Genomic DNA, 25833 nt, shown 5'->3' with positions numbered 1-25833 from the left:
TCGTCACCGACCTCAGGGGGGTTGGAGGGGTGGACCAGGCCGCACACGGACCCGGTCCACCACAGTGACGACATGACGTCGCACGGGAAGTTGGCGCCGCCCGCCCGGCGCCATCCTTCCCGATCGCCACGCCGGACTTCCCGTCAGTACGGACGATCTCCCAGTCGTTCGAGCAGACTGGCGACGTCGTCGTCGTAGGCGGCGGCGACACCGAGCAACGCCACCATGTGATCGACGAGCATCTTTTCCAGCGTCGATCGCTCCACGTCGCGGTGCTCGAGCCAGTCGAGACCGGCCGTCTCCACGGAGGCGATCCACGACCTCAGCGTCGTGCGCAGCACCGGGCTCGGCTCCTCGACACGCATCTGCCTCTGGATGAGGCGGAACAGCCGCTGGCGCACCCCGTCGACGATCTCGCCCACCTCGCCCGCCCTGTTGGCGGGACCACCCCGCAGCAACGCGGCGAAGCCGGCCGCGTGCTCCTCGACGAAGTCGAAGTAGCGCTTGAGCCCGGAGGCCAGCTCGTCGAGCGGCCTGCCGCCGTCATGGGGCCGCAACCGGGACTCCAGCTGCTCCGCCGCGCTCTTCAGCGCGGCCACATAGAGCTCCTGCTTGCCGCCGAAGTAGTGGTAGACCAGGGCCCGCGAAGCGCCTGCCGCGGAGGCCACGTCGTCGATCGAGACGTCTTCCGCGTCGCGCGTGCTGAACAGCTCCAGCGCGGCCGCCATCAGCTCCTCGCGGCGGCGATCCACGCTGAGCCTGCGCCGAGCCGGCCGTGCCGTCTCGGCTGACTTCCCGGGTGTCACACCTGCACAGTATCCGACGGCGTGCCAGTAGCTGACGTGTGAGTATCCGGTCAATATCGGCTTCCTCGAGTCAATCCGTAACGGAGGCCGTACCCTGCGGCGTACTCGATCGTTTGGTGAGACAGGTGCCCATTTCCGCATCGCGGGGGAGACACATGTCAGGACCGCCCGTCAACACTTCAACTATCACTGAGCTCAGAGAGGTAGACGCACTGCCTCGGCCCAGACCCACCATCCGCAACGTCGCCGAGCGAGCCGGCGTCTCGAAATCCCTGGTCTCTCTCGTGTTGCGCGGATCCCCGCACGTGAGTGAGCACCGGCGTCAGGCCGTGCTGCAGGCCGCCCGCGAGCTCGGCTACCGGCCGAACGCGGTCGCGCGCAGCCTGGTGGAAGGCCGTACACATCTGGTGGGCGCGCTCGTCGCCGACCTGCACAATCCGTTCTACGCCGAGTTCCTCGACGGTCTGCAGGAGAGCCTGCACGGCGACGGCCTGCGCATGTTAATCGGGAACAGCCAGTGGGACCCCGCGTTCGAGGACGAGGCCGTGGAGGCCTTCCTCGAGCTCAGGGTCGACGGGCTGGTCCTGCTGGGCATCGCGCCGACCAGCGAGACGCTGATCGAGGCCACCGCCTACACCCCGACCGTCGTCGTAGGGGAACGTGACATCGAGCTCGACGGCGTCGACATCGTGGTCGACGACGACCAGCTCGGCGCCCGCCTGGCCATCGACCACCTGGTCGAGTTCGGCCACAAGCGAATCGCGCACATCGAGGGCCCGCGATCGTCACGCTGCGAGGGTTACCTCGTGGCGATGCGCAGGCACTCGCTGGCGCCGTACATCATGGTCGAGGCCGCGGACTCGACCGAGGACGGTGGCAGGGAGGCGGCGCTCGCGCTGCTGACCCGCGACCCCAGGCCCACGGCGATCTTCGCCGCCAATGACGTGGTAGCGCTCGGCGTGCTTTCAGCCGCGAGCGAACTGGGCCTGCGCGTGCCTGAGGATCTCTCCGTGGTGGGGTACGACAACACGCACCTGTCGGCGTCCCACCACGTCTCGCTCACTTCGGTCGACCAGCCTCGCCGCGCCATGGGCAGGTCGGCGGCCGCGCTGCTGAGCGACCGGATCGGGGATCCCGCGAAGGTCGCGCGCCTGCGGGAGATCCGCCCAGAGCTGATCGTGCGACGGAGCACGGGACCCGCCTAAGAGTGCACCAAACCTGGGTCAAGCCGTGCGGCAACGGCGCCGCACGGCGGTTTACTCGTCAGGGTCATGCTAATTGTGGCCGGATTTCCTCCGGTCACGATCTGATCCGGGGGGAACAGTCATGCGTGATCCGGAACTGGTGTCCTGCGCCCAGCGCGCCGCCGCCGAACTCGAGCGCGCCTGGGGGCACTGGCGCGCGGGCAGGGGGCGGGGCGCCGACGGCGCCGCGGAGTCGGTCGCCAGCTACGTCGCCCACTCGCTCGACCATCCGTGGGGCCGGCCCCGCGTCGTCCTCGGTCTCGACGCCGAGGACGCGCGGGAGCTGGCCGCCCTGCTGGAACGGCAGGAGCAGGAGGTCGGCGAGCACGTCTGGTGAGGACGTACGGGCTTGGCATTAGAGACGTCTGAACTCCTGGTTTGACGTAAGTTGGACGCCATGCGTGCTCTACCAGCCTCAGCCCTCGCCATTTGCGGCCTGATCGCCTCCGCGTGTGGCGGCACCGGCATCGGTGGCGCCGCGGCAGGTCAGGCCGCCCCCGCGAACGCCGCCCGGGAGGCCGTGCAGCAGGCTCCCGCGCAGAAGGCGGCGCAGGCCAAGCCGCTGGCCGGCAAGGTCGTCGTCATCGACCCCGGCCACAACGGCGGCAACTACCGCAATCCTGCCGCCATCAACCGCATGGTCGACGTGCTGACCAAGCGCAAGGCATGCGACACCACGGGCACGTCCACCAACAGCGGCTACAGCGAGGCCGCCTTCACCTGGGACGTCTCCAAGCGGCTCGTCAAGGTCCTCCAAGCCCGTGGCGCCACGGTCAAGCTGACCAGGAAAGGCAACAACGGCGTCGGCCCGTGCATCACCGAGCGGGCCGCGATCGGCAACAAGGCCGGGGCGGACGCCGCCATCTCCGTGCACGGCGACGGCTCGGCCTCCGCCAACCACGGCTTCCACATCATCATGCCCAAGAAGATCAACGGCCCGGTGGACAAGGTCGTGGGCGCGTCCAGCAAGCTGGGGATCGCCGTACGCGACGCGTTCGCGAAGGGCACGGGGCAGCCGTACTCCACCTATATCGGCCGCAACGCGCTCGACTACCGCAACGACCTGGGCGGGCTCAACCTGTCCACGGTGCCGAAGATCTTCATCGAGTGCGGCAACATGCGCAACGCCGCGGAGGCGGCCAAGTTCCAGGATCCGAAGTTCCGGCAGAGGGTCGCGGTGGCGCTGGCGAACGGATTGCAGCACTATCTCGAAGCATGATTCCTCGCCCACAGCTGCTCAGTGATCTTTCCGGCTCCTACGAGTTGACCTCGGGCGCGACCGTGTCCGGCGACCTGCTCGACGCCGTACGCCTCGCGCTGCCCGTACTCGACCTGCGTCCGGGTGACTCGGGTGAGATCGACGTGCGGCGGGATCCCGCGCTGGGCGAGGAGGCCTATCGGCTGACGGTCGGGTCGCGGGGGGTCGAGATCGCGGCCGGTGGGCGGGCCGGGGCGTTCTACGCGGCGCAGTCGTTGCACCAGTTGTTGCCCGACGAGTCCTACCGGACCTCTGGCCAGGCGTCCTGGCCCGTTCCCTGGGTGCGGGTCGAGGACGGGCCGCGGTTCGGCTGGCGGGGGCTGCACCTCGACGTGGCGCGGCATTTCTTCCCCAAGCGGGAGATACTCCGGCTGGTCGATCTCATGGCCGTGCACAAGCTCAATCGGCTGCATCTCCATCTGGTCGACGACCAGGGGTGGCGGGTGGAGAGCAGGGCGTACCCGCTGCTGCACGAGGTGTCCTCGCACCGGCCGCGGACGGCGACCAACTTCTACCGGGAGCCGGAGGCGTACGACGAGATCCCGCACGGCGGCTACTACACGCTCGACGACCTGGCCGAGATCGGCGCCTACGCCCGTGCCCGGTGCGTCACGATCGTGCCCGAGATCGACGTGCCGGGGCACGCGTCGGCGATCCTGGCCGCCTACCCCGCGTTCGGGGCCACCGGGGAGCGGCACGACGTGCTGGAGCGGTGGGGCATCTCCCCCGCGATCCTGTCGCCGCTGCCGCCGACCGTCGAGTTCCTCACGACGATCTTCGACGAGCTGATCGGGGCGCTGGGCGAGACGCCTTACGTGCACATCGGCGGTGACGAGGTCGTGCTCGATCACTGGGCCGGCTCGGCGGAGATCACGGCGTACCGTGACTCGCTCGGGCTGGCCACCGCCAACGACCTGCAGGCGTGGTTCCTGCGTCGGCTGGCGGACGCGCTGGCCGAGCGGGGCGCGCGGGCGGTGGTGTGGGACGAGGCGTTCGTCAGCGGCGGGTTGCGGCAGGACACCGTCGTCATGCCGTGGCGCGGCATGGGCGTGGGGCGGCGCGCCGCCGCCGCTGGGCACGACGTGGTCGCGACGCCGGTGTTCCCGCTGTACTTCGACTACGCGGAGTCGGCCTCGGCCGACGAGCCGATGGCCATCGGCGACGCGATCACCGTCGAGGACGTGGCCGCGTTCAGACCCGCGCCCGAGGACTGGACGGAGGAGGAGCGCGCCCGCGTCGTGGGGGTGCAGGCGCAGTTGTGGACGGAACGCGTGCCCGACCCGCGCACGGTGGACTACCGCCTGTGGCCGCGGGCCTGCGCGCTGGCCGAGGTGGCCTGGTCGGGCACGGGGGCCGACGGGTTCATGGGGCGGCTGGAGGAGCATCTGGGGCGGCTGGACGCGATCGGGGTGGAGTACCGGCCGCTCGCGGGGCCGCATCCGTGGCAGCGGCGGCGCCCGCACCGGCCCGGCAGGGTGCCGGTCAGAGTCGTGATGGAGCGCATCGACGCCATGACGCACGACGCGGAGTCGACCCGGCCGAGCGTGTGAGTCAGGTGGCGGGGCGGTCGTTGAGTATGCGCTGGAACAGCCGGCAGTCCTGCCAGCTCCCGTCGATCTCCAGGTAGCGCGGCGCGGTGCCGATGAGCTCGAAACCGGTCTTGCGGAGCACTGCCTGCGAGGCCGCGTTGTCGAGCAGGGTGCCCGCCGCGATCCGGTGCAGGCGCAGGACCTCGTCCGCGACCCGGCAGACCACCAGCACGGCCTTGGTCGCCAGGCCGCGGCCGGTGTAGTCGGTGTCCAGCCAGTAGCCGAGGTCGGCGCTGAGGAACGGGCCGCGGACGATGGTGTTGAGCGTCATCCGGCCCACGATCAGGTCGCCGTCGGCCAGCACCCAGGGCACCGCCCGGCCCTGCGCCCGCTGCTCCAGCACGTCCTTCAGGCGCTCGGCCTGGCCGGACCGCGTGAAGAACTCCTCGGGCCTGCGGGGCTCCCACGGGCGCAGGTGCTCGCGGTTGCGGACGTAGGCGTGTGCCAGGGCTTCCGCGTCCTGCTCGGTGGCCAGGCGGAGGACGACGTCGTCGGTGAGGGGTACTTGGTCGATCACCGTCCTACTTTATGGGGCGACGCGGCCGATGGCCTCGGTGACGGACTTCAGGCCGTGGCGGCGTACCCGGCGGGAGAGCTGGCGGTGGATGTGGTAGGCCCACAGCGGGCCTCCGTAGATCCAGCCCGTGTAGCCCTGGACCAGGGTCGCGCCCGCGAGGAGGCGCTCCCAGACGTCGTCCACGTCCTCGACGCCACCCGCCGACACCAGCGTGAGGCGGTCGCCGACCTTGGCGCGCAGGCGGCGCAGGACCTCCAGGGAACGCGCCTTGAGCGGGCGGCCCGACAGGCCGCCCGTCTCGCCGCCGTGCCTGATCGTGGTGTTGGTGGCGATGATTCCGTCCAGCCCCAGCTCCACCGCCAGCTCCGCGATCTCGTCCACGTCCTCGTCCGCGAGGTCCGGCGCGATCTTGACTAGCAGCGGAGTGCGGCGGGGCGTGTCGTCGGCCACCTCCTTGACCGCGATGAGCAGCGGGCGCAGCAGCGAGACCGCCTGCAAATTGCGCAGCCCGGGGGTGTTGGGCGAACTGACGTTGACCACCAGGTAGTCGGCCAGCGGGGCGAGCGCCCTGGCGCTGGTCACGTAGTCGGCCACGGCCTCGGACTCGGGCACCACCTTGGTCTTGCCGATGTTCACCCCGACCACCACGGGAACGCCGCGGGGGCGGCGCAGCCTGCGGGCGGCGGCGGCCGCGCCGGCGTTGTTGAAGCCCATCCTGTTGATCAGCGCGCGCTCCCGCACCAGCCTGAACAGGCGCGGCCGCGGGTTGCCCGGCTGGGCGTGCGCGGTGATGGTGCCGACCTCGACGTGGCCGAAGCCGAGCGCGGCCACGGCCTCGGCGCACGCGGCGTCCTTGTCGAACCCGGCGGCCAGCCCGAGCGGCCCAGGGAAGTGCACGCCGAACGCGGTCACCCGCAGGGCCGGGTCGTGCGGCGCGAGTGCCCGGTGGAGCAGCCGCGCGAGCAGGGGCAGCCGCGCGAGCAGCGCGAGGGCCCGGACGGTGAGATGGTGCACGGCCTCGGCGTCGAAACGCCGCAAGACCTGCGTGAACACGAGGTGATACATCACGGGTCAGGCTACCAACCCGGCCTCGTGGGCGATGATCGCGGCCTGTACGCGGTTACGCACCGTCAGTCTGATGAGGATGGAGCTCACGTAGGCCTTCACGGTGCCCTCCACGATGTGCATCCTGCGGGCGATCTCCGCGTTGGACAGGCCGGCGCCGAGCAGGGCGAGCACCTCGCGCTCGCGCTCGGTGAGGGCTTCGACCCGGTCGCGGGCCCGCGCCCCCTTGCCCATCCTGCCGCCCGCGACCTGCGCGATGACCCGCTGCGCGACCTTGGGCGACAGGTACGCGGCCCCGTCGGCCACCGCGTGGATCCCGGCGATCAGCTCGCGCGGGTCTCCCGACTTGAGCAGGAACCCGCTGGCCCCGACGTCGAGCGCCTTGGCGATGTAGTCGTCCTCCCCGAACGTGGTCAGCATCACCACGGCCGTCTCCGGCACGACCCGGCGCAGCTCGCCCGCCGCCGCCAGGCCGTCGAGCCTGGGCATGCGGATGTCGAGCAGCGCCACGTCGGGCCGGTGGCCGATGGCCAGGTCCACGGCCTGCCTGCCGTCGCCGGCCTCGGCCACCACCTCCAGGGAGGGGTCCGAGTCGAGGATCGCCCGGACGCCCGCCCTGATCATGGCCTCGTCGTCGGCCAGGAGTATGCGAATCACGCCCTCCATCCTGGCCGACGGGTCTGGGGTCAGAGGCAACGACGGGCGAACGGTATGGTCCGACTCATGAGCACTCACTATGACGTCGTCGTTCTCGGCGCGGGTCCGGGAGGATACACGGCCGCGGTCCGCGCCGCCCAGTTCGGGCTGCGCACCGCGGTCGTCGAGGAGAAGTACTGGGGTGGCGTCTGCCTGAACGTGGGCTGCATCCCGTCCAAGGCGCTGCTGCGCAACGCCGAGCTCGCGCACATCTTCCACAACGAGGCCAAGACCTTCGGCATCAGCGGCGAGGTCAGCTTCGACTACGGCGCGGCCTTCCAGCGCAGCCGCAAGGTGGCCGACGGCCGGGTCAAGGGCGTTCACTACCTGATGAAGAAGAACGCCATCACGGAGTACGACGGCCGCGGCACCTTCCTGGACGCGAACACGATCCAGGTGAACGGCGAGACGATCACGTTCGCCAACTGCATCATCGCGGCCGGGGCCACCACCAGGTTGATTCCGGGCACGCAGTTGTCCGAGCGGGTGGTGACGTACGAGGAGCAGATCCTGACCGAGGAGCTGCCGCAGAGCATCATCATCGCGGGCGCCGGCGCGATCGGGGTGGAGTTCGCGTACGTGCTGCACAACTACGGCGTCAAGGTCACGATCGTGGAGTTCCTGGACCGGGTCGTGCCGCTGGAGGACGAGGAGGTGTCGGCCGAGCTGGCCAAGCGTTACAAGCGGCTCGGCATCGAGGTGCTGACCTCGACCCGGGTGGACGGCATCGACGACACCGGCGCCTCCGTCAAGGTCACCGTCACCCGCGGCGCCGAGACGCGGGTGCTCGAGGCCGACAAGGTGCTGCAGGCCATCGGGTTCCAGCCGCGGGTGGACGGCTACGGGCTGGAGAAGACGGGCGTGGCACTGACCGACCGGGGCGCGATCGCGGTGGACGGGCGCTGCCGGACGAACGTGCCGCACATCTACGCCATCGGCGACGTCACCGCCAAGCTGATGCTGGCGCACGCCGCGGAGTCCATGGGGATCATCGCCGCCGAGACGATCGGCAACGCGGAGACCATGGAGCTGGACTACGTGATGATCCCGCGGGCGACGTACTGCCAGCCGCAGGTGGCCAGCTTCGGCTACACCGAGGCGCAGGCGCGTGACCTGGGTTACGACGTGAAGGTGGCGAAATTCCCGTTCACGGCCAACGGCAAGGCGCACGGGCTGGGCGACACGGCCGGCTTCGTCAAGATCGTCAGCGACAACACGTACGGCGAGCTGCTCGGCGCCCACCTGATCGGGCCGGAGGTCACCGAGCTGCTGCCGGAGCTGACCCTGGCCCAGCAGTGGGACCTGACGGTGCACGAGGTGGCGCGCAACGTCCACGCGCACCCTACGCTCGGCGAAGCGGTCAAGGAAGCGATCCACGGCCTCGCCGGGCACATGATCAACATGTGATCGTCAGCCGTTACGGTACGTGGTCCCGATGTCCTGGTGTCCGAGCCATCGGGACACGTCTGTTGATGGGGATGCCCCTCTACCGTCGGGTGATGCATCTCACGAAAGCTGAACGATCAGGGGCTGCCGCTTGCGCCACATTCTTCGCGGGCGCATCGTCGATCCATTGGGGACTGATTGTTGCCGCAGCGGTAATGATCACGAAGTCCGAGTACGTGTTCTGAGATGTGAGCTTCGCTCAGTTGTACTTGTACAACCTGCTGGCGACCCGGCGGTTGTGGTCGAACACCGCGGCCCGGTACATGCTGACCGCGAGATCGCCGTGCTCGGCCTTGCCGCAGGTGTTGAGCCCGGCCAGCTGGTGGATCTCGAAACGGGCCGTCGGGTCGCCTGCCACGAAGTATTCGGCGCGGGCCTGATACTCGTCGGCGCTCGTGTCACACGCGAAGACGAAGGAGCTCTGCTCGGCGAAGCACGTGAGGGCGGCGCCCTTCGTCGAGGTGCAGGCTTCGGCCCTGGCCCGGACGGCGGCTGGGGTGACGCGCGTTTCCCGCTTGACCGGATATTTCGCGAGATTGCGTACGGTCTTCCATCGGCCGTACTTGACCCGGCGATTCCCCCGGTACACCGCCGCCCGGAAGGTCACGACCTTGCCGATTTCCCGGCTGCCCCGTGTCTCGCCGGCGCGGCCCAGGTTGTGGATGACGTACTTGGTGCCCAGGTAGCCGTTCAGGTAGTACTCGACCGCGGGATGCAGCTTGTCGTCCGCCGTGTCCTCGATCGTGATCCCCGGCCGGTCGCTCCCGTCGGGACCGACGCACGCCTTCGCGCCCTTGAGGCGCATGCACACGGGCTCCTCGGCGGCGGTGGCAGTGGGTACGGCGACCGGGCGAGCCGTATCAGCCCGGAACACGGGGGCCGGTGGGGTGTCGACCGTCGCGGCGGCCCCATCGGCGTTGAACACGGCGGCCGACAACACGACCGCCGCCACGAGCTTGCGACCTAACGCCACTCGAACCTCACCAGCCTCAGAAGTCACGTCGTTTGCTTGGGTGTGACGCTACGAATGGGCAAAAGGTTCCGATCGTGTTCGCCCGCCGTTCATCCTGAGAACTGTCCTAAGCTGTGACTCGTGCAAGATGAGGCTCTGAAGTCGATCGCCGCCCGCCTGGCCGAGGTTCCCGGCGTGGTCGCGGTCGTGCTGGGCGGCAGCCGGGCCCGCGGCACCCACCGGCCCGACTCCGACATCGACCTCGGCCTCTACTACCGGGGTCGGCCGGCCGTGGAAGACCTGCGTTCGCTCGCCCGCGACCTCACCGGCAGCCCCACCGACATGACCGAGCCGGGCGGCTGGGGGCCGTGGGTGGACGGCGGCGGGTGGCTCACCGTGGACGGGTGGCGGGTCGACTGGATCTACCGCGACCTCGACCGCGTGCACCGCGTCTGGCGGGACTGCCAGGCGGGCCGCTACGAGATCGGCGTCCAGGCAGGGCACCCGCTGGGCTTCTACTCGCACGCCTACGCGGGCGAGGTCGCGATGTGCCGGGTCCTGGCCGATCCCGCCGGTGAGCTGGCGGTGTTGCGCGCGGAGGTCGCCGAATACCCGCCCGCCCTGCGTACGGCCCTGATCCGCGGCCTGTGGGAGGCCGACTTCACGCTGAACGTTGCCCGGTACGGCGCGGCCGGCCGCGACCCCGCGTACGCGGCCGGGTGCCTGTTCCGCGCGATCGGCGTTGCCTGCCACGCGTTGCACGCCGCCGACGGCGCCTGGCTGATCAACGAGAAGGGCATGATCGCGGCCGCGGGCCGGTTGCCGTCGGCGCCGGACGGGTTCGCGGACCGGGCCCAGGCGCTGCTGGGGGCCGTCGGGCGAACCCCGGAGGAGATCGAACGCACCGTGGAAGCCGCCGAGCGGCTCATCGCGGAGGTACGGTCCGCCTGCTGATCGAGGTCAATGTGGTCAGCAGCAGCAGGAGCGCGCTCTGGGCCAGCATGCCGGGCGCGAGCGGCGGCGCGTTCCCGACCGACTTGGTGAGCGCGTACCACCATTGGGTCAGCGCGGAGAGGCTGTCCCACGAGGGGTCGGACGCGCCCGCGCCGTGGTTGACGGACACATGCATGAAGACGCCGTACGCCGACGCGACCAGGACGACCAGCGCGAGCGCGCGGACCACGGTGACCGTGCGCGGGGAGTCGCGCAGGGCGAGCAGCGCCACCGCGAGCCCGAGCAGCACCAGAGCCGCCCAGGGGATCAGCTGCGTCGCGGTCTGCCAGTGACGTTCGAAGGCGAGCTCCAGGCCCGCGCCCACGATGCCGATCGCGGCCAGCCCCAGGAGTCCGAGGCGCACCGTCATGAGACCTACTCGGCGAGTCGGCTGCTCGACGAGGTCAGGGGGCGTTGAGGTCATGCGGGACCACCGTCCGATGCGAGATCTCTTCGGTCGCCTCAAACCTCTCCAGGCATCCTCAGAGGTTTCTCAGCGAATTCTGAAGATCTGGTGAGAATGCTCAACCGAAGGACCGCCTCGAAGACGCCCGAGCCGGTCGCCCCGAACGGGCTCTTGCCGGTGAACCGGATGAAATACCAGTGCACGAACATCCCGTCCCACACCGCGGGCGCGGCGAGAAAGACCGGACGCCCGATCTTGCGCAGGCCGTCGACCCATCGGGCGGCCGCCGCCATCGCCTCCTCGGGGGCCGGCGCCTCGCGCAGCAGCCGATCGCGGTCGAGACCGGAGACGGCCAGCGCTGCGGGCACGAACTCGTCGGAGATCGGCCGCAGCTCGGTGTAGAACGTCAGGTCCGCCCGCCCGGCCACGGCCATGCCCAGGGAGATCATGCTGTACGGCCCGGGGATGGGCCCGTCGGCCTCCACGTCGACCGCGCCGCAACCCTGGGTGCGGCGCCTTTTCGCGGTCGGCGCGGGCGCCGCCGCGGCGGCCGCGATCGTGCTCGCCACGGTGGCCGTCGAGCGCGGCCACGACTCAGTGGGACTCGCCGCCATGATGCTCTTCCTCGCCGCGGCCCTCTTCACCGGCGTCGCCCGCCCCGGCCCGGGGCAGCGCCTGACCAGACGGTACGCCGGCCGCTACGTCATCCCCTCGGAGCTGGACTCCCCGGCGAGCCTGTACGAGGCGATCGCCGCCGGCCAGACCCTCGGCTGACCTACGACTCGGCCCGCGTCGCGCGGTCGAAGATCTCGACGAGCTCGTCCGCGCAGTGTTCCGGATCCAGGCCGTCGACGAGGCGGCCGGCCATCCCGTCGATGGACGAGCGCAGCACCGCGCCCATGAGCATGCCGTCGAACGCCCTGAACGTCCCCGTACGCTGCCCGTCCGCGAACAGCTCCGCCAGCCTGCCGATCGCCGCGTCCTGCTCCTGACCCCCCACGGGCACCGAGTTGAACGCGATCTGCTGCACCGCCCGCACGTGGTCGGGATGGCCGGCGATGAACGCGATGTTCGACCTGATGAACGCCTCCAACTGCGCCCGGGCCCCCGACGCGGCGTCGAGCGCCGGCCGCATGTAGGCTGCCGCGTCGTCGATGACCTGGCGGACGACGGCCGCGAACAGCTCGTTCTTGCTGGAGAAGTGGTAGGAGATCAGCCTCTTGCTGCTGAGCCCGGCGTGCTCGCAGATGGCCTCGAACGTGGTCCCGGCATAGCCGCGCCGGGCGAGCACGGCGATCGTGGCCGAGGCGATCTGGGCCTTGCGCGCCTCGGTGGCCGCGTGACGCGTCGCAGAGATCTCCATGTCAGCCCAGCTTGCCACGCTTCGGGCAGCTCTGCCGTACGGCACGTCGGTTGACCAGCAACGCGACGGCGGCGACCAGCACGCCGACCACGCCCTGCTCCACCTTCATCCACCCGGGATAGCCGCTGTCCGGCGCGAGCAGGATGATCAGGACCCCGATGGGCGCGGCGACGGAGACGGCTGGTGGCCACGGCGTGCCGGGCATCCCGGCCCTCGCGGCCGGGAGACTGGGGGGCGCAAGGGAGTTGAAAGCGGGAGGAACTTTCCGGCAAGTCACTTGAAATCGGTCCTTCGCACACTGTGGTCATCTCACCGAGAAAGGACCGCCTCCCGATGACGATCACCCGCACCCTCGCCGGCCTGGCCATCGTCGCCACCGCCACCATCGTCACCCTGGCCCCCACCGCCCAGGCCGCGACCGGCACATCGTGGGGCCCCTACTACGCCCCCGGGCACAGCGCCAAGGCCGTGGGCACCCTGACCGCCACGGGTGAGGACCACGACGTCCTCCCGACCGCCGACGTCGTGAAGATCTCGGGCAAGGTGTACGACTACACCCGCAAGTCCGGCATCTGCGGCTTGGCGGTCTTCCGCATCACGTACCGCGACTCCACGAACAACCTGCCCTTCAAGCACCACACCGTCCGCGACTGCTCGTACCGCAGCGCCAAGCCGTTCTCGTTCAAGTACCGCGACGTGTACCAGGTGGAGCTCAAGGTCTGCGCCGAGGGCAAGTCCGGCAAGCCGTCGCTCACCTGCCTGTACGCGGGCACCTGGAAGACCCTGTACCTGTCGAAGTGACCGAAGGGCGCCCCCCGGGCGACTAGGATTCCTCGGCCACTCCCAGGTACATCACCTTCGGGTTCGACGGGTTGAACGCGATGGAGGTGATCCGGTCGTAGGAGTTGTGGTTGATGGTGACCCGGCGCGAGTCGTACTTGTAGATGTCCGTGCCGGTCCCCGCCCATCCGGTGCCGAAGTCGAAATAGAGCACGCCCGGGTCCGTCGGGTGCGCGGCCAGCAACGGCCCGTTGGGGATGGTGATGCCGTTGCCCTGGTCGACGACGGGGGTGAAGCGCCGGCCCCCGTCGTACGACCGGTAGATGTGCCGCCCGCCGGACGGTACGCCCTCGTCCAATTCCGCCAGGTTGAGCCCCATCGCGTACACGACGTTCGGCGAGGCGGGCGAGACCACGGCGCTGAACACGTTGATCCTGGTACCGGTCTTGCTCAGCCCGGTGGCCGCGGTCCACGTCCGCCCGCCGTCGTAGGTGACGCGCGCACCGGTGCTCGCCGCGCCCAGCACCACGTGGTCCAGGTCATTCGGATCGAACGCCGCGGTGTAGACCATGAGCAGGTCGTCGTTCGGCCAGGCGGGCACCCCGATGGGCTGCCAGGTACGCCCGCCGTCCCTCGAGTCGTACAGTTGCCCGTCCCCGTCGGCCACCCGCAGGTGGTCGCCGCTGCGCCGGTCGGTGCCGAGCCCGGTCACCGCACCGGCCGGTGAGGTGAGCGGGGTGGCGCCGTCGGGCGTGGCGAGCGTGAGGTTGCCGTCGCGGTCCCAGGCGTAGGCCCGGCCGCCGCGGGCCGCGGCCAACTCGATGTACGAGCCGTTCACCTTGCCCACCGGAGTCCAGTTGCATCCGGCGTCGCCCGAGGTCAACAGCAGGTTGTTCGACATGGCCAGCAGTTGGCCGGGACGGTCGAGGGCGACGAGTCCGGCGGTGTAGACGACCGGCTTCAGCACCTGGCTGGTCGGTGTGATCGTCCTGCCGTCGTTCCGCGTGAACGTCACCGAACCGTCGCCGGTGACCGTCTGGCAGGCCGGCTGGCGCCACTGACCGCCGAAGTCGTCATCCGCCATGGCGGGTGTGGCAGCCGACAAGACCGCGAGCGTGGTCGCGAGTCCGATAGTGAATGCCTTCTTCAAAGCGTCCTCCCCTAAACCGATCAACAGGTCCGTCTTACCGGGGAGAGGATCCCCTAGGCTAGGCGCAAGCCTTGGCAGATTTGTGACATTGCAGGGATCGGACATGCTTGCGGATCATGAACACTGACGACAACGCGCTGTCGGCCGTCGGGGTCGACGCGGACGACGAACGAATCTACCGGGACCTGCTGCGCTGCCCCCGCGCCACCCTGCCCGAGCTGGCCGCGCACACCGGCCGCACCACGGTGGCGCTGCGCCGCGCGTGCTCAAGGCTGGAGGCGCTGGGGCTGGTCAGCCGTATGGCGGGCCGTCCGGTCCGGTTCCTGCCGACCCGCCCCGACGTCGCGGTGGCCGCTCTCATCTCGCGCCGGGAGGAGGGGCTGGCCCAGGCTCGGCTGGCCGCGCTCGCGCTGCTCGCCGAGACCCCGCGAACGGAGAACCAGGCCCCCGAGGAGCTGGTCGAGGTCGTACAGGGCCAGGCGGCCGTGGTGCAGCGCTTCACGCAGCTGCAGCAGACCGCGACCAACGAGCTGCTGGTGCTGGACCGGCCGCCGTACGCCCAGGACCCCACGGAGCAGAACGTCGAGGAGATGGAACGCCTCGCGCACGGTGTCCTGGTACGCGGCATCTACGATGTCTCGGCCCTGGAGATCCCCGGCAAGCTACGCCTGGCCCAGGAGTCGGCAGCCGCCGGCGAACAGGCCAGGATCAGCCCGGAAGTGCCCATGAAGCTGGCCATCGCCGACCGGAAGACCGCGATCCTGCCGCTGAGCACCGATGCGTCCGCCCATGCCGACAGCGCGGTCATCGTACATTCCTCGACCCTGCTCGACGCGCTGGTCACCCTCTTCGAGGTCCTGTGGCGGTCGGCGCTCCCGCTGCCGGCCAGGTCCGCCGGCGACCAGGCCGACCTGCCGGACCCGGAGCTGTTCACGCTGCTCGCGGCCGGGCTCAAGGACGAGGCGGTCGCCCGCCAGCTCGGGGTGAGCCTGCGCACGGTACATCGGCGGGTCAGTGAGCTGATGGACAGGTTGGGGGCGCGTACCCGCTTCCAGGCCGGGTTGCTCGCCGCCCGTCGCGGATGGTGGGGGCCCGACGCGTAGGGGTGGACGGCCCCCGGCGGCGGGCGGAGAGTGATGGTCGAACGCCCCCCGCACCGAGGAGGAAGTATGCCCGCGAACCACCACGCCGAGCATGTCGGAAGCCTCCTGCGGCCGCCGGAGCTGCTCCAGGCCCGGCAGGCCCGCGAACACGGCGAGCTGAGCGACGCTGAACTGGCGAAGCTGGAGGACCGCGCGGCGCTGGCCGCGATCGACGTCCAGCGTCAGGCCGGGATCGAGGTCTTCACCGATGGAGAGGTACGGCGGGCGACCTGGATGGCCGGCCTGCTGGAGTCGCTCGGCGGGGTGGTGCCCGTTCCCCTGCACTCCACCGGCTGGTTCCGCGACGACGGGCCGCCGCCGCCCGAGGAGACCGCGTTCGAGATGGTGGCCGTCAGCGGCAAGCTCACCCAGAGGTCGAACCTCACCGCCGTCGAAGCCGACTTCCTCACCCGGCACGCGCCCGGCCAATTCAAGATCACGATGATGAGCTCCTCGATGGGCAACCTCCTGTGGCGGCCGGAGCTCAGCCAGGCGGCCTACCCCACGCCCGGCGACATGATGCGCGACCTGGTCGCCTTACGGGTCAAGGAGATCGAGGGCCTGCTCGAACGCGGCGTGACCTGGATCCAGCTGGACTCGCTCGGCTACAACCACCTCATCGACCCGGACTTCCGTACCCGCATCCTGGGCCCCGCCGCGCCCAGCCCGCAGGCCATCCTCGACTCGACGATCGCGGTGGACGCCGAGCTGGTACGCGCGACCAAGGCCATGAACCCCGGCGTCACGGTCGGGATGCACATCTGCCGGGGGAACAACCGCAGCGCGTGGATGTCCCAGGGCGGCTACGAGCCGGTCGCCGAGCGGCTGTTCAGCGAGGTGCCGGTGGACCGGTTCCTGCTGGAGTACGACACGGAGCGGGCCGGCGGGTTCGAGCCGCTGCGCTTCGTCCCCCAGGGCACGACCGTCGTCCTCGGGCTGGTCTCCTCCAAGGTCCCACGGCTGGAGTCGCAGGACGAGCTGCGGTGGCGGATCGACGAGGCCGCCAAGTACGTACCGCTGGAGAATCTCGCGCTCAGCCCTCAATGCGGCTTCGCCTCCACGGCCAGGGGCAATCTGCTCACGGTCGACGACGAGCGGCGCAAGCTGGAGCTCGTCGCGGACACCGCCCACAGGGTCTGGGGCTGACCGGCGTGAAAGTTTCACCGTTGGTTGACGGGCCTGCCGCCACTCCCTCATGATCATGGTGCCTTCTGGTCAGGAGGGGGCGTCGACTGGATTCCGCTAACCATGGCGAGGTACGCCGATGCCGAAAACGTTATTACGAGCCGCGTCCGCCGTCCTGCTGACGCTGACCGCCCTGAACGTCTCCACCGCGAACGCCGCCACCGACGAGGTCGCACCGGTCGCGGTGACCGTCAACGCCCGCGCAGGGCTCGCGACCGTCCCCGAAACCGGCATCGGTACCAACCATGCCATCTGGGACACCAACCTGGGCACTGACCAGACCGCCGACCGGCTCAAGGACGCGGGCGTGAAGCTGGTGCGCTATCCGGGCGGCTCCTACTCCGACATCTACCACTGGGCCGACCACACCGCTCCCGGCGGCTACGTGGCTCCCAACACCGACTTCGACACCTTCATGGGTGGCGTGCGCCGTACCGGGGCGCAGGCGATGGTGACCGCCAACTACGGCACCGGCACCGCCGAGGAGGCCGCGGCCTGGGTCCGCCACGCCAACGTCGACAAGGGCTACGGCATCAAGTACTGGGAGATCGGCAACGAGAACTACGGCAACGGCCACTACGGCTCCGCCTGGGAGGCGGACGACCACGCCGACAAGAGCCCGGCCGAGTACGCCCGCCACGTCGTGTCCTACGCGGACGCGATGAAGGCGGTCGACCCCACCATCAAGATCGGCGCGGTGCTGACCACGGCCGCCAACTGGCCCGATGCCATAGTCGCCGACGGCGACAACGGCAGCTGGAACAAGGTCGTCCTGTCGATCGCCGGCCCGAAGATCGACTTCGTGATCCTGCACTGGTACCCCGGCGCGCTCGACAAGACCGGCCACGTCCCCGACATGATCTACCTCACCCGCCGGCAGATCGCCCAGCACGCGGGCCCGGGGTCCGAGCGGATCGGCATCGCGATGACCGAGTTCAACACGGGGAGCAGCAGCAACGGCACGAACACCCAGCCCGGCGCGCTGGCCGCCGCCGACGCCTACGCGACGTTGCTGGCGAACGGGGTGTTCACGGTCGACTGGTGGAACGTCCACAACGGCATCGGCACTGTCACGCAGGTCGAAGGGCAGACCGACTACGGCGACTTCGGCCTGCTGTCGAGCGCGACGTGCAGCTCGGACGGCACGGTCTGCGAGCCCCCGCTGAACACGCCCTTCGCGCCCTACTACGCACTCCAGATGACGAGCAAGTTCGCCCGTCCCGGTGACCAGTTCATCCGGGCCGCGACCGACCAGGCCAAGGTCACCGCGCACGCGGCCCGCCGCCCCAACGGCGATCTGGCCGTCCTGCTGATCAACACCTCGTCCGACACGTCCTACCCCGTCGCGATCAGCTATTCCGGCTTCACCCCGGCGTCCGGGGCGCCGACCGTACTGACCCACGCCAACGGCGCCACCGGCATCACCACCTCGACCGCGACCACCCCACTCCCGCCGCTCTCCCTGACCACGCTCGTCCTGCACCCCGCCGCCGCCCAGACCGGCCGCCCGGGCGCGCCGGGGCAGCCGACCGCCTCGAACGTGACGGACAAGACCGCCACGATCTCCTGGCCCGCCGCCTCTCCCGGCACACGCCCGATCGTCAAGTACGAGGTCCACCGCCAGAACGGCGCCATCACCGAGCAACTCGGCGAGGCCACCGGCACCTCGTTCACCGCGAGCAACCTCAAGCCGGGCACCCGCTACACGCTCAACGTGATCGCACGGGACAGCGGCGGCGCCGTCTCGTGGGCTTCGCCACCGTTGACGTTCACGACGGGCACGCCCGCCGCCAGCTCCTGCACGGTACGGCTGACCGTGCAAACCGACTGGGCCAGCGGCTACGTCGGCGCCATCGACATCACCAACAACGGCGCCCCGATCAATGGCTGGACCCTGAACTTCGGCTGGCCCAGGACGTGGCAGAGCCTGGGCAGCGGCTGGAGCGCCGTCTGGACGCAGAACGGGTCGGACGTCAAGGTCGTCAACGAGCCCGGGAACGGCGCGCTGGCCACGGGGGCGTCGACCACGATCGGCTTCGTCGGCAACTACAGCGGCCCGAACGTGCTACCCGCCGCCTTCACCCTCAACGGAACCGTCTGCACGACCCAGTAGCAGCACCCGATTGTCATATTCACGACATGTCGCTGGACGCCGACCTCGCCGCCCTACTCGACGCGGCCTTCGCCGAACTGGTCGCCAAGTACGGCCCCGAGGGCCGCTCGAGCGTGCATCCCGACGCGAGGTTCCTGGTGGCCGTAGTCGACCACCTCGCCGTCGGCTGCGGCTGGCCACGCACCCGCGATCAACGACATTGCTGTCATCTCAGCCATGGTCATCCGGTGCCGGGGCCCGACGAACGAGGGCCTCGGTGTCGATCGCCCCAGCCACGGCCGGCTATCGCGGCGGGATCTACATCGCCTGGACGCGAGCATCCTCGCGGAGCTTGGCCTGACGGCGGCGGCGCCGGAAAGTCAGACCCGCCACGACGAGCCCGCAAAGGACGACGAGGAGAAGCAGCAGTGCCCAGGGGATGGTCCAGGCGTGCGTCGCGGTCTCGACGACGGCGAGCGGGGCGACCGAGCCCGCCGCGTCGGTGAGCAGCGGGATCAGGGTGACCGTCCCCGTCAGTCTCAGCGCGGGAGCCACTCCGCGTACCGGCACGGAGACCTTCCAGGTGTCGCCCGGGAGCAGTTGGGGCGAGTCGTCGATCCGCCCCGCGTGGACGCCCAAGCCCTCGAAGGGGCCGGATATGGACACCGCTTGCCGAGCGGTGAGGATGGCATTGCCCGTGTTGTGGATCGTGTACGAGACAGTGGCGTCGCCCTTCCCGAACGGATTGGGCGTGCCCGAATAGCGCACGTACAGGTCCTCTACCGACAACCTCGGCTTGAGCTCTCCACCCACGCGCAGACGGATCCGGATGCCGCGCCACCGGTCCGCTTCGCCGGCCTGCGTCAGCGAGGTGACGATGCCGCCCATGTACTCGCCGGGCGCGGCGTTGTCCGGAAGAGCGACCGTGAACGGCACCTCGACCGACTCGCCGGGCCGGACCGTCACATCGGGTCGGTCCGTGTGGACCCACGCACCCACCTTTGTCGACTTCGTGTCCTTGGTGACCAGGTCGAGCCGGCCCCCCTCGGCGGTGAAGGCGTCGGCGGCGTACACGGCCAGGTGGAGCGGCGTGGTGCCGTCGTTGACGATCACGATACCGTCCTTGAGCTGCCCGCCCGGGTCGAGGGTGTAGCTGTAGTTCTGCCGGCCGGACCCGAAGTCGTTGGAGGCCGTCCTGACCGCCCAGGAGCCGTCCGCCGCCGCAGCGGGTCCGGCCCCCACTCCGAGGAAGCCGAGCGCGGCGAGCAGCACCACGACAGTGGCCTGAGCGAGGGCTCCGAATGCTGTGGTCGTACGCGGTCTGGGCGGGCACATCTGGTGATCCTCGGGCAGTCTGGGAATGGAAGACGTGCGGTGGGGTGGGCGCCCGACGGCACCCACCCCACCAGGTGGAGCGGGCCGGATCAGCTCAGCGCGGTGAGCGTGAGGGTCCCCGGCACCGCCCACGGTCGTCTACTGAAGCTGGGTGGCGGACTCAGCCGGGGCCGGCGTCTGCTCGTCGGCCTCCTTGTTGTGGTGGCCCTTGTCGTCGTACGGGCGGATGGCCACCTTGTCGACGGTGGAGCCGACCGGCTGAGCAGCGCTGGCGCCGCTGTCCGGGCCGCACCAGGACTCCTGGCCAAGCTCCACCGCGGCGTTGGGGGCAGCGCAGGTGCCGCTGCGAAGGTTCTCCACGACGAGCTTGTCGCCGCGCACCTGGACCTTCACGTAGGTACGGACGTGCTCCTGGTTCTCGACCGAGTTGGCCCAGTGGCTCTTGGGGTTCAACGGGTCGGGCCCGTAGTTCGGGTCCTTGGTCGTGTCAGGAGCGGTGATGTCGTAGTACTTCGAACCCGATGCGGAGTTCGCCGTCACATAGATGACGCCGCCCGGACCCTGTGCCACCTGGGCGGCACCGGGCTGCTCGTCCTTGTTCGACTTCTGACCGTTCTTGATCACGTAGCTGCGGGAGTAGCTGTGGTCGTGACCCTGCAGGACCAGGTCGACGCCGAGATTCGAGAAGGCGGTCGGGAAGTCCTGACGGCGCACCTTGTTGTCGCCGTCGTTCGCGTGACTGGCCGGCGAGTAGATCGAGTGGTGGTAGACGAGCACCGTGTACTTGGCCTTGGCGCCCTGCTCCTTGACGACGTTGGTGACGTAGCTGATGTGCGCGGCGTCGGAGTTGTTGGCGTAGGCGTTGCTGTTGAGGTCGATGAACAGGACGTCCTTGTACATGTACCAGTAGTCACCGCCCGACCGGGTGGCCGCGTCGCCGTTGTAGTACGGCGCGGAACGGTCGGTGTTCGGCGTCCAGAAGTGCTGTTCGTACGCCTTGCCGCCGACGTCGTGGTTACCGATGGTGGCGGCCCACGGGTACTGGCGCAGCTTGTCGGGCGCGAGGAACGCGTCCCACTGCGTCTCGGTGTTGGCGCTCTCGACCTGGTCACCGCCTGAGACCAGCAGCTCAGCCTTCGGGTTGGCGGCGAGGGAGACGTTCACGGTGTCGGCCCACCCGGCGCCGTCCATCGCCACGTTGCCGGACGAGCCGATCTGCGGGTCGCCGTAGAACAGGAAGTCGAAGTCGCCCTTGAAGTCCTGGGTCTTGAAGGAGTACGTCGGGGACCAGTTGCCCTCGGTGCCGACGCGGTAGGAGTACGCGGTGTTCTTCTTCAGGCCGTCGATCGTGGCGTGAGCGTTGTAGCCGCCGTTGACGATGTTCGCGGCGACCGTGGCCGGGAACGTGACGGCGTGCTTGTCGAACTCGCCGTGCTTGATCTTGGAGGTCGGCACGATCTGGACCACCTGCGCGGTGTTGGCCGAGGAGTACCAAGACACGACACGCTGCGACTCGCTCGCGCCCACGCCGAGGATGATGCCAGTGAGCTTCGCGCCATCGTCAGCGCGGGCTGCGGTCGTCAGGCCGGTGCCGAGCACTGCGCTGATGCCCATGACCGCCGCGGTGGCGCCCACAGCCACCCGGCGCCGAACAAGCCCGGCGCCCTGTGGCCGATTGTCGAACTTCATCGGGTTTCCGTCCATTTGAGGGTACTAAAGAGCTTTGTCACGGTTTCGGAAGTCGGTGTCCTCAAGGTGAACGTGAGACAGGCGAACCGTTGCGCTTGCCAGAAGTTGTGATGTGATCTCAGATTCCGAGCACTCGCTGCACGAACCACACCAGTCCCATCACGGACACACCCGCGGCGATCGCCCCTGTCGTCCACAGCCCCGCGGCTGGTTGACGGTGGCGCAGCAGGGCGAGCAGCGGGAAGACCACCATGATGATCGCCAGCTGGACGAACTCGATGCCCACGTTGAAGACGAGCAGCGACCACAGAAGCGTCCACGACAAGGCCTGGTCGATGCCCAGTGCCGCGGCGAAGCCGAGTCCGTGCACGAGGCCGAAGCAGAAGACCACCGCGAGCCGCGTCCAGCCCGCGCGGTCCAGGCTGAGGTGACCGTGGCCGAGCTGCTCGAGATCCGTGGCGTGCGATCGGCGTCGCCAGAGCCGCCACAGATGCCAGCCCGCGACGACCGCGATGGACAGGGCGATGACCGGCTCCACGAACGACGCGGGCACCTGCACGAGGCCGAGGGCGGCAAGGATGAAGGTCACCGAGTGGGCCAGCGTGAAGGTCGTCGCCGCCAGCACGATCTCGCGCAGGCGGCGTGACCCCGCGATGAGCGCCAGCAGGAACAGGATGTGGTCGAGCCCGGTGAGCAGGTGCTCGGCTCCGAGCCGGAAGAACTCCCAGAACCGCTCGGCCCAGGACTGTTGCGTGGAGAACGACGGATGCTTGGCGTCGAGGGCGGCGCTTCCGGACGTCAGGTCGAGATCGTAGGTGACCACCGTCTTGCTGTCGCGCACATAACCCTCGGAGTCCGGGAACAGCCCGCTGCGCACTTCATGCGCTTCAGCGGACGCCGGGCATCGGTAGTCGAGAACCAGCAGCGCGTACGGGACATCCTCGCGTTGCTCGATCCTGAAGTCGCCATCCTGGACCGGGGCGCATGCCTTGCCCTCGGCCGTGACGCCGAAGCGCTTGGTCACGTACGCGAGGACCGAGCCGGCGTGGGCCTCGAGCGCGGCGGCCTGCTCCGCCGTGTCGTGGGCCTCGAACGCCGCGGTGCCCGCTTGGAAGAGCGGATCATCCTTCTCGGAGTCGGCCGCCGAGACGACGAGCAGGTCGTACTCCAGCCCGAGCTCGGTACGGACGTGCCCGGTCTCGGGCGAGGTGAGGTCGACGTACACGGTCGAGGTGAACCCGTGAGCAAGAGCGGGCGCGGCACTGAGCAGGACGGCCACGGCTACCGCGGCGACGACGGCACAGGCACGACGCCGAGCGGCGCGAAACATGTGACTCCTTTTGGTTGCGAACGCAATCTGCTCGGCTCAGATGAACGAACAGCTGCTCATGCGCAAACCAGCGATGAACCACGACCGGCGGAAATGGCCCTCGTCTCGAGGACCTCAAGTAATGCGGTAGGAAGTAGGCGCACTTCCCGCCACCTCCGGAGGACGGTCTCCATGCGCTTTCGACTTCTGCCCGCCAGCACGCTGGCCGCGGTAGTCGCGACCGCCGTATTGGTCAGCGGATGCAGTTCCGGCGACGACTGGTCCCAGCCGCACGCGAAGCCCACCGCCGTCGGCACCCTCGGCCCGGGGTTCTTCGACCCGGCCACACCGCCCTCCCCGGAGGCGACGATCACGCCGCGACCCGGCTCCTGGGACGTGGTCGGTCCGTCGAAGGCCTACCGCGTGGTGCTGCTCACCGCAGGGGAAGACCCCCAGACCAGGACGCTGGTGAGCGCCGTGACGAAGTGGGCCGAGGAGGAGCAGGTCAGCCTCAAGACCGTCACGGCCACGAAGCCGGACCAGTTCATTCCGCGCATCAGCAGCGCGATGGACCTGAAGCCCGACCTCATCATCAGCGCCGGCAACGACCTCGTCGACCCCCTGGCCATGGTCACTCCCAACCACCTCGACCAGCAGTTCCTCGTGGTCGGCGCCGAGCTGGCCGAGCCCACGGCGAACGTCACCGCCGCCGACTGGACCGGCGCGTCGTTCCGCGGCGAGGGACTCGGCATGTCCTCGGAATTCGATCCCGCCACCTTCACCCCCGAGCGCGCCGGGCACGCCGTCCGGGCCGGTGTCGCAGCCGTGCTCAACGGCCTGACGGGCATCGTGATCTGGCTCGACTGAACGTGAGACCGACAGACGCCTATGACAGCGGGCTCGGTTGTGACCGCCTTCACCCCATGCCTAATCCCACCTTTGCCAGCCCAGCTCATCGAGCAAGACCCGGTACAGCTTGGTCACACTCGGGCCGCGCTCCATTCGGCGAAGCGACTGATCACCAAACACGACACGGTCTTGAGCCCTCACCTACGACTGTTGAACGAGATCGGAGCGCCATGGGATGATCAGCGCGATGCTTCACTGAACCAACGGGACGCACCGTGAGCACGCCACGCATGGGGCCAGCTCTTGCACAGCTCCTACAAAGTCTGAAGGAACGTAGCGGGCTGAGCTACGCCGATCTCGCCCGAAAGACGTATATCAGCAGTTCGACGCTCCACCGTTACTGCACTGGAAAGGGCAGACCTCCGGACGTCAGTGTCGCGACACGCATTGCGCGAGCGTGTGGGGCCACCGAGCCGGAGCTCCGGAACCTCGCGCGGGTGTGGGCCCTCGGCGATGACACTCCCCCTGCTCCTGCTGAGCGGCGGCCTACCGATCCCAGCGCGGCCTCGCCCGCCGTATCCACGATCTTGACAATGGATCCTGCCGTCATAGTGGCAGCCGGACCAGGCGCGTGGCCGGCGCGGTCGCGGCGAAGGACCTTCATCGGTGCGCTGATCGTGGCGTTGATCACCGCGTTCGGGACGGCCTCGTCACAAGGGCCGCCCGGGACGGCGCCCGAGCCTGCGCCGCCGCAGTGGGTGAGCGGGCCGAGCTGGGTTATAGCACCCCGGCCGGTGCAACCGGCCAGGTTCGGCGTGACGATGAATTCGAACACCGGAGAGATGCCGAGCTTCCGGGTGGGATCTGTCCGGTTCTGGGACAGCCAGACCCGATGGGCCAATCTGGAGCCGCGCCAGGGTGAGTACGACTGGTCGGTTCTCGATCGCCTGGTGAGTGGCGCCCGGCGTGCCGGGTTACCTGCCCTGTTCGTCGTCGGCGGCACACCCGCCTGGGCCGCTCCCAAGGCTCCGCGAATGGCCTATCCCGAAGGCTCTCGTGCGGCGCCGCCAGATAACCTGGCGGATTGGCGGCGATTCGTCCGCGCACTTGCCGAGCGGTACAGCGGCCGGTTGGAAGCCTACGAGTTATGGCCGATCGCAAATGATTCCCGGTTCTATAACGGCGACATGGACACCTTGGTGGAGATGACGCGACAGGCGAACCAGATCATTAAGAAGGCCGACCCCCGTGCGATCGTGGTATGCCCGGGTATGGGGCGACTGTGGAGTTCAGCAGGACGGAGTTTTCTACGCCGGTTCGCCGAGGTCGGCGGTTACGACCACTGTGACGTCGCCAGCGTGAAGCTTCACCAGCGCTCGGCTTCCGATCCCCCGGAGACCGTGCTGGCCGTCCTGGACGCGGCTTACCGGACGATGCACCAGGCCGGCGTCCATCCGCCCATATGGAGCACGGGGACGACACACGATATCGTCCTGCAACAGCCGCTCGACGAGGAACGCGCGATCGACTACGCGACCCGTTTCTATCTAACCGGTTTATATGGCAGCGTTAACGGCAACCTCAGCCGAACCTATTTCTACGCCTGGGGTACCAGGAATCTTCCGCTGGTCCTGCAGGTTCCCGGAGCCCCGCCGACCAGGGCCGCGCTGGCGGTGGAACAGTTGCAGCGGTGGCTGACCCGAGCTCGTATACGCGCTTGTGGACAGGGAACCGCCATTCAGCTACCGGCCGGTGTATGGCAGTGCGAGTTCACCGTGCCCGACGTTGACGGCCGCTATCTACCGTCGTTGGTGCGATGGACGCACGCGGGGACGGCGGCAACCGCGGTGCCGCCTCACATCACACGGCTCCTCAGACTGGACGGCACCGCCGTGCCGGTGACACCGGGCGAGATCGTCGAGATCGACACCCGCCCCGTATTTATGACCGCGAATTGATGAAAGCGC

At 69.2% G+C, this 25833-nt stretch carries 27 protein-coding genes and 1 pseudogene; 14 read left to right on the top strand and 14 right to left on the bottom strand.

The features are described from left to right. Positions 1–143 precede the first annotated feature (143 nt). A complete protein-coding gene (locus ACFLIM_RS40840; RefSeq protein ID WP_393174431.1) occupies positions 144–806 on the bottom strand; it encodes a TetR/AcrR family transcriptional regulator in 663 nt (220 codons plus the stop codon). Between the two features lie 155 nt (positions 807–961). On the opposite strand from ACFLIM_RS40840, the gene ACFLIM_RS40835 reads away from it, so the two are divergent. From ACFLIM_RS40835 to ACFLIM_RS40820, 4 genes are all read left to right on the top strand, one after another. Next, the gene (locus ACFLIM_RS40835) at positions 962–2011 is read left to right on the top strand and encodes a LacI family DNA-binding transcriptional regulator (protein WP_393174429.1); all 1050 of its coding nucleotides are present in this window, start codon (positions 962–964) and stop codon (positions 2009–2011) included. A gap of 121 nt (positions 2012–2132) precedes the next feature. After that, positions 2133–2387, top strand: coding sequence for a hypothetical protein (locus tag ACFLIM_RS40830; RefSeq protein WP_393174427.1), 255 nt, complete (start codon positions 2133–2135; stop codon positions 2385–2387). Between the two features lie 60 nt (positions 2388–2447). Further along, positions 2448–3269 carry an N-acetylmuramoyl-L-alanine amidase gene (locus ACFLIM_RS40825; RefSeq protein ID WP_393174425.1) on the top strand — a complete coding sequence of 274 codons (822 nt, stop codon included), beginning with the start codon at positions 2448–2450 and terminating at the stop codon, positions 3267–3269. Then, the gene (locus ACFLIM_RS40820) at positions 3266–4858 is read left to right on the top strand and encodes a beta-N-acetylhexosaminidase (protein ID WP_393174423.1); all 1593 of its coding nucleotides are present in this window, start codon (positions 3266–3268) and stop codon (positions 4856–4858) included. Before ACFLIM_RS40825 ends, ACFLIM_RS40820 begins: the two co-directional genes overlap by 4 nt. A gap of 1 nt (position 4859) precedes the next feature. On the opposite strand, the gene ACFLIM_RS40815 is transcribed toward ACFLIM_RS40820, so the two are convergent. Genes ACFLIM_RS40815 through ACFLIM_RS40805 form a run of 3 tightly spaced genes read right to left on the bottom strand, consistent with a single transcriptional unit; the run spans position 4860 to position 7136 of the window. Continuing rightward, positions 4860–5414 carry a GNAT family N-acetyltransferase gene (locus tag ACFLIM_RS40815; protein ID WP_393174421.1) on the bottom strand — a complete coding sequence of 185 codons (555 nt, stop codon included), beginning with the start codon at positions 5412–5414 and terminating at the stop codon, positions 4860–4862. A gap of 9 nt (positions 5415–5423) precedes the next feature. After that, positions 5424–6479, bottom strand: coding sequence for a quinone-dependent dihydroorotate dehydrogenase (locus tag ACFLIM_RS40810; RefSeq protein WP_393174419.1), 1056 nt, complete (start codon positions 6477–6479; stop codon positions 5424–5426). A 6-nt stretch (positions 6480–6485) separates the two neighbouring features. Further along, positions 6486–7136, bottom strand: a complete 651-nt coding sequence (locus tag ACFLIM_RS40805) for a response regulator (protein WP_393174417.1) — start codon at positions 7134–7136, stop codon at positions 6486–6488. A gap of 66 nt (positions 7137–7202) precedes the next feature. Between ACFLIM_RS40805 and lpdA the strand changes: the two genes are divergently transcribed. Further along, positions 7203–8582, top strand: a complete 1380-nt coding sequence (lpdA, locus tag ACFLIM_RS40800) for a dihydrolipoyl dehydrogenase (RefSeq protein WP_393174415.1) — start codon at positions 7203–7205, stop codon at positions 8580–8582. Between the two features lie 238 nt (positions 8583–8820). On the opposite strand, the gene ACFLIM_RS40795 is transcribed toward lpdA, so the two are convergent. After that, positions 8821–9621 (bottom strand): hypothetical protein, encoded by an 801-nt coding sequence (locus ACFLIM_RS40795; RefSeq protein WP_393174413.1) that lies wholly within the window; start codon positions 9619–9621, stop codon positions 8821–8823. A 93-nt stretch (positions 9622–9714) separates the two neighbouring features. Between ACFLIM_RS40795 and ACFLIM_RS40790 the strand changes: the two genes are divergently transcribed. Then, positions 9715–10527: a nucleotidyltransferase domain-containing protein gene (locus tag ACFLIM_RS40790; RefSeq protein WP_393174411.1), complete on the top strand. Its 813-nt coding sequence runs from the start codon at positions 9715–9717 to the stop codon at positions 10525–10527. On the opposite strand, the gene ACFLIM_RS40785 is transcribed toward ACFLIM_RS40790, so the two are convergent. Both ACFLIM_RS40785 and ACFLIM_RS40780 read right to left on the bottom strand, forming a co-directional pair. Beyond that, positions 10499–10936: a hypothetical protein gene (locus ACFLIM_RS40785; protein WP_393174409.1), complete on the bottom strand. Its 438-nt coding sequence runs from the start codon at positions 10934–10936 to the stop codon at positions 10499–10501. The two genes, ACFLIM_RS40790 and ACFLIM_RS40785, sit on opposite strands and share 29 nt — an antisense overlap. 92 nt (positions 10937–11028) lie before the next feature. Beyond that, positions 11029–11421 (bottom strand): hypothetical protein, encoded by a 393-nt coding sequence (locus ACFLIM_RS40780; protein WP_393174407.1) that lies wholly within the window; start codon positions 11419–11421, stop codon positions 11029–11031. Here ACFLIM_RS40780 and ACFLIM_RS40775 point away from each other — a divergent pair. Beyond that, positions 11420–11746, top strand: a complete 327-nt coding sequence (locus tag ACFLIM_RS40775; protein ID WP_393174405.1) for a hypothetical protein — start codon at positions 11420–11422, stop codon at positions 11744–11746. The genes ACFLIM_RS40780 and ACFLIM_RS40775 overlap by 2 nt on opposite strands. A gap of 1 nt (position 11747) precedes the next feature. Here ACFLIM_RS40775 and ACFLIM_RS40770 read toward each other — a convergent pair whose 3' ends face one another. Together ACFLIM_RS40770 and ACFLIM_RS40765 are read right to left on the bottom strand one after the other, a co-directional pair. Next, positions 11748–12335, bottom strand: a complete 588-nt coding sequence (locus ACFLIM_RS40770) for a TetR/AcrR family transcriptional regulator (RefSeq protein WP_393174403.1) — start codon at positions 12333–12335, stop codon at positions 11748–11750. Position 12336: 1 nt separating this feature from the next. Then, on the bottom strand, positions 12337–12540 hold the full coding sequence (locus tag ACFLIM_RS40765) for a hypothetical protein (RefSeq protein ID WP_393174401.1): 204 nt from the start codon (positions 12538–12540) through the stop codon (positions 12337–12339). A gap of 128 nt (positions 12541–12668) precedes the next feature. Between ACFLIM_RS40765 and ACFLIM_RS40760 the strand changes: the two genes are divergently transcribed. After that, positions 12669–13136, top strand: coding sequence for a hypothetical protein (locus ACFLIM_RS40760; protein WP_393174399.1), 468 nt, complete (start codon positions 12669–12671; stop codon positions 13134–13136). Between the two features lie 22 nt (positions 13137–13158). Here ACFLIM_RS40760 and ACFLIM_RS40755 read toward each other — a convergent pair whose 3' ends face one another. Beyond that, positions 13159–14199 carry a WD40/YVTN/BNR-like repeat-containing protein gene (locus ACFLIM_RS40755; RefSeq protein WP_393174397.1) on the bottom strand — a complete coding sequence of 347 codons (1041 nt, stop codon included), beginning with the start codon at positions 14197–14199 and terminating at the stop codon, positions 13159–13161. A gap of 182 nt (positions 14200–14381) precedes the next feature. Here ACFLIM_RS40755 and ACFLIM_RS40750 point away from each other — a divergent pair, with 182 nt between their 5' ends. From ACFLIM_RS40750 to ACFLIM_RS40740, 3 genes are all read left to right on the top strand, one after another. Next, positions 14382–15368 (top strand): helix-turn-helix transcriptional regulator, encoded by a 987-nt coding sequence (locus ACFLIM_RS40750; RefSeq protein WP_393174395.1) that lies wholly within the window; start codon positions 14382–14384, stop codon positions 15366–15368. Positions 15369–15434: 66 nt separating this feature from the next. Beyond that, entirely contained in the window at positions 15435–16553 is a 1119-nt protein-coding gene (locus ACFLIM_RS40745) for a cobalamin-independent methionine synthase II family protein (protein WP_393174393.1), read from the top strand. Between the two features lie 118 nt (positions 16554–16671). Further along, complete coding sequence (locus ACFLIM_RS40740; RefSeq protein WP_393174391.1) at positions 16672–18705, top strand: cellulose binding domain-containing protein; 2034 nt, start codon at positions 16672–16674, stop codon at positions 18703–18705. Positions 18706–18758: 53 nt separating this feature from the next. Here ACFLIM_RS40740 and ACFLIM_RS40735 read toward each other — a convergent pair whose 3' ends face one another. The 4 genes from ACFLIM_RS40735 to ACFLIM_RS40720 all read right to left on the bottom strand — a co-directional run bounded on the left by ACFLIM_RS40735 (position 18759) and on the right by ACFLIM_RS40720 (position 23038). Continuing rightward, positions 18759–18914, bottom strand: coding sequence for a hypothetical protein (locus ACFLIM_RS40735; RefSeq protein WP_393174389.1), 156 nt, complete (start codon positions 18912–18914; stop codon positions 18759–18761). An 88-nt stretch (positions 18915–19002) separates the two neighbouring features. Further along, a complete protein-coding gene (locus ACFLIM_RS40730) occupies positions 19003–20019 on the bottom strand; it encodes a WxL protein peptidoglycan domain-containing protein (RefSeq protein ID WP_393174387.1) in 1017 nt (338 codons plus the stop codon). Between the two features lie 138 nt (positions 20020–20157). After that, on the bottom strand, positions 20158–21708 hold the full coding sequence (locus ACFLIM_RS40725; protein ID WP_393174385.1) for a fibronectin type III domain-containing protein: 1551 nt from the start codon (positions 21706–21708) through the stop codon (positions 20158–20160). A gap of 118 nt (positions 21709–21826) precedes the next feature. Next, positions 21827–23038 carry a HupE/UreJ family protein gene (locus tag ACFLIM_RS40720; protein WP_393174383.1) on the bottom strand — a complete coding sequence of 404 codons (1212 nt, stop codon included), beginning with the start codon at positions 23036–23038 and terminating at the stop codon, positions 21827–21829. 171 nt (positions 23039–23209) lie between these two features. Between ACFLIM_RS40720 and ACFLIM_RS40715 the strand changes: the two genes are divergently transcribed. From ACFLIM_RS40715 to ACFLIM_RS40705, 3 genes and pseudogenes are all read left to right on the top strand, one after another. Beyond that, the gene (locus tag ACFLIM_RS40715; protein ID WP_393174381.1) at positions 23210–23884 is read left to right on the top strand and encodes a hypothetical protein; all 675 of its coding nucleotides are present in this window, start codon (positions 23210–23212) and stop codon (positions 23882–23884) included. Positions 23885–24156: 272 nt separating this feature from the next. Then, positions 24157–24345: pseudogene (locus tag ACFLIM_RS40710) on the top strand (helix-turn-helix domain-containing protein); the annotation flags it as partial. A gap of 342 nt (positions 24346–24687) precedes the next feature. Beyond that, positions 24688–25824 carry a beta-galactosidase gene (locus ACFLIM_RS40705; protein WP_393174501.1) on the top strand — a complete coding sequence of 379 codons (1137 nt, stop codon included), beginning with the start codon at positions 24688–24690 and terminating at the stop codon, positions 25822–25824. The last annotated feature ends 9 nt before the right edge of the window (positions 25825–25833 follow it).

This window comes from Nonomuraea marmarensis, from assembly GCF_043197025.1.
Taxonomy (GTDB): domain Bacteria; phylum Actinomycetota; class Actinomycetes; order Streptosporangiales; family Streptosporangiaceae; genus Nonomuraea; species Nonomuraea marmarensis.
This window is presented reverse-complemented; position numbering and strand designations above follow the sequence as displayed.

Excerpts from the sequence above, each read along its gene's own strand:
- ACFLIM_RS40835 (WP_393174429.1), top strand. The coding sequence starts at position 962 with ATGTCAGGACCGCCCGTCAACACTTCAACTATCACTGAGCTCAGAGAG.
- ACFLIM_RS40830 (WP_393174427.1), top strand. The coding sequence starts at position 2,133 with ATGCGTGATCCGGAACTGGTGTCCTGCGCCCAGCGCGCCGCCGCCGAA.
- ACFLIM_RS40825 (WP_393174425.1), top strand. The coding sequence starts at position 2,448 with ATGCGTGCTCTACCAGCCTCAGCCCTCGCCATTTGCGGCCTGATCGCC.
- ACFLIM_RS40820 (WP_393174423.1), top strand. The coding sequence starts at position 3,266 with ATGATTCCTCGCCCACAGCTGCTCAGTGATCTTTCCGGCTCCTACGAG.
- ACFLIM_RS40810 (WP_393174419.1), bottom strand. The coding sequence starts at position 6,479 with ATGTATCACCTCGTGTTCACGCAGGTCTTGCGGCGTTTCGACGCCGAG.
- lpdA (WP_393174415.1), top strand. The coding sequence starts at position 7,203 with ATGAGCACTCACTATGACGTCGTCGTTCTCGGCGCGGGTCCGGGAGGA.
- ACFLIM_RS40785 (WP_393174409.1), bottom strand. The coding sequence starts at position 10,936 with ATGACGGTGCGCCTCGGACTCCTGGGGCTGGCCGCGATCGGCATCGTG.
- ACFLIM_RS40775 (WP_393174405.1), top strand. The coding sequence starts at position 11,420 with ATGCTGTACGGCCCGGGGATGGGCCCGTCGGCCTCCACGTCGACCGCG.
- ACFLIM_RS40780 (WP_393174407.1), bottom strand. The coding sequence starts at position 11,421 with ATGATCTCCCTGGGCATGGCCGTGGCCGGGCGGGCGGACCTGACGTTC.
- ACFLIM_RS40770 (WP_393174403.1), bottom strand. The coding sequence starts at position 12,335 with ATGGAGATCTCTGCGACGCGTCACGCGGCCACCGAGGCGCGCAAGGCC.
- ACFLIM_RS40765 (WP_393174401.1), bottom strand. The coding sequence starts at position 12,540 with ATGCCCGGCACGCCGTGGCCACCAGCCGTCTCCGTCGCCGCGCCCATC.
- ACFLIM_RS40760 (WP_393174399.1), top strand. The coding sequence starts at position 12,669 with ATGACGATCACCCGCACCCTCGCCGGCCTGGCCATCGTCGCCACCGCC.
- ACFLIM_RS40755 (WP_393174397.1), bottom strand. The coding sequence starts at position 14,199 with ATGGCGGATGACGACTTCGGCGGTCAGTGGCGCCAGCCGGCCTGCCAG.
- ACFLIM_RS40750 (WP_393174395.1), top strand. The coding sequence starts at position 14,382 with ATGAACACTGACGACAACGCGCTGTCGGCCGTCGGGGTCGACGCGGAC.
- ACFLIM_RS40745 (WP_393174393.1), top strand. The coding sequence starts at position 15,435 with ATGCCCGCGAACCACCACGCCGAGCATGTCGGAAGCCTCCTGCGGCCG.
- ACFLIM_RS40740 (WP_393174391.1), top strand. The coding sequence starts at position 16,672 with ATGCCGAAAACGTTATTACGAGCCGCGTCCGCCGTCCTGCTGACGCTG.
- ACFLIM_RS40735 (WP_393174389.1), bottom strand. The coding sequence starts at position 18,914 with ATGACAGCAATGTCGTTGATCGCGGGTGCGTGGCCAGCCGCAGCCGAC.
- ACFLIM_RS40730 (WP_393174387.1), bottom strand. The coding sequence starts at position 20,019 with ATGTGCCCGCCCAGACCGCGTACGACCACAGCATTCGGAGCCCTCGCT.
- ACFLIM_RS40725 (WP_393174385.1), bottom strand. The coding sequence starts at position 21,708 with ATGAAGTTCGACAATCGGCCACAGGGCGCCGGGCTTGTTCGGCGCCGG.
- ACFLIM_RS40720 (WP_393174383.1), bottom strand. The coding sequence starts at position 23,038 with ATGTTTCGCGCCGCTCGGCGTCGTGCCTGTGCCGTCGTCGCCGCGGTA.
- ACFLIM_RS40715 (WP_393174381.1), top strand. The coding sequence starts at position 23,210 with ATGCGCTTTCGACTTCTGCCCGCCAGCACGCTGGCCGCGGTAGTCGCG.
- ACFLIM_RS40705 (WP_393174501.1), top strand. The coding sequence starts at position 24,688 with ATGAATTCGAACACCGGAGAGATGCCGAGCTTCCGGGTGGGATCTGTC.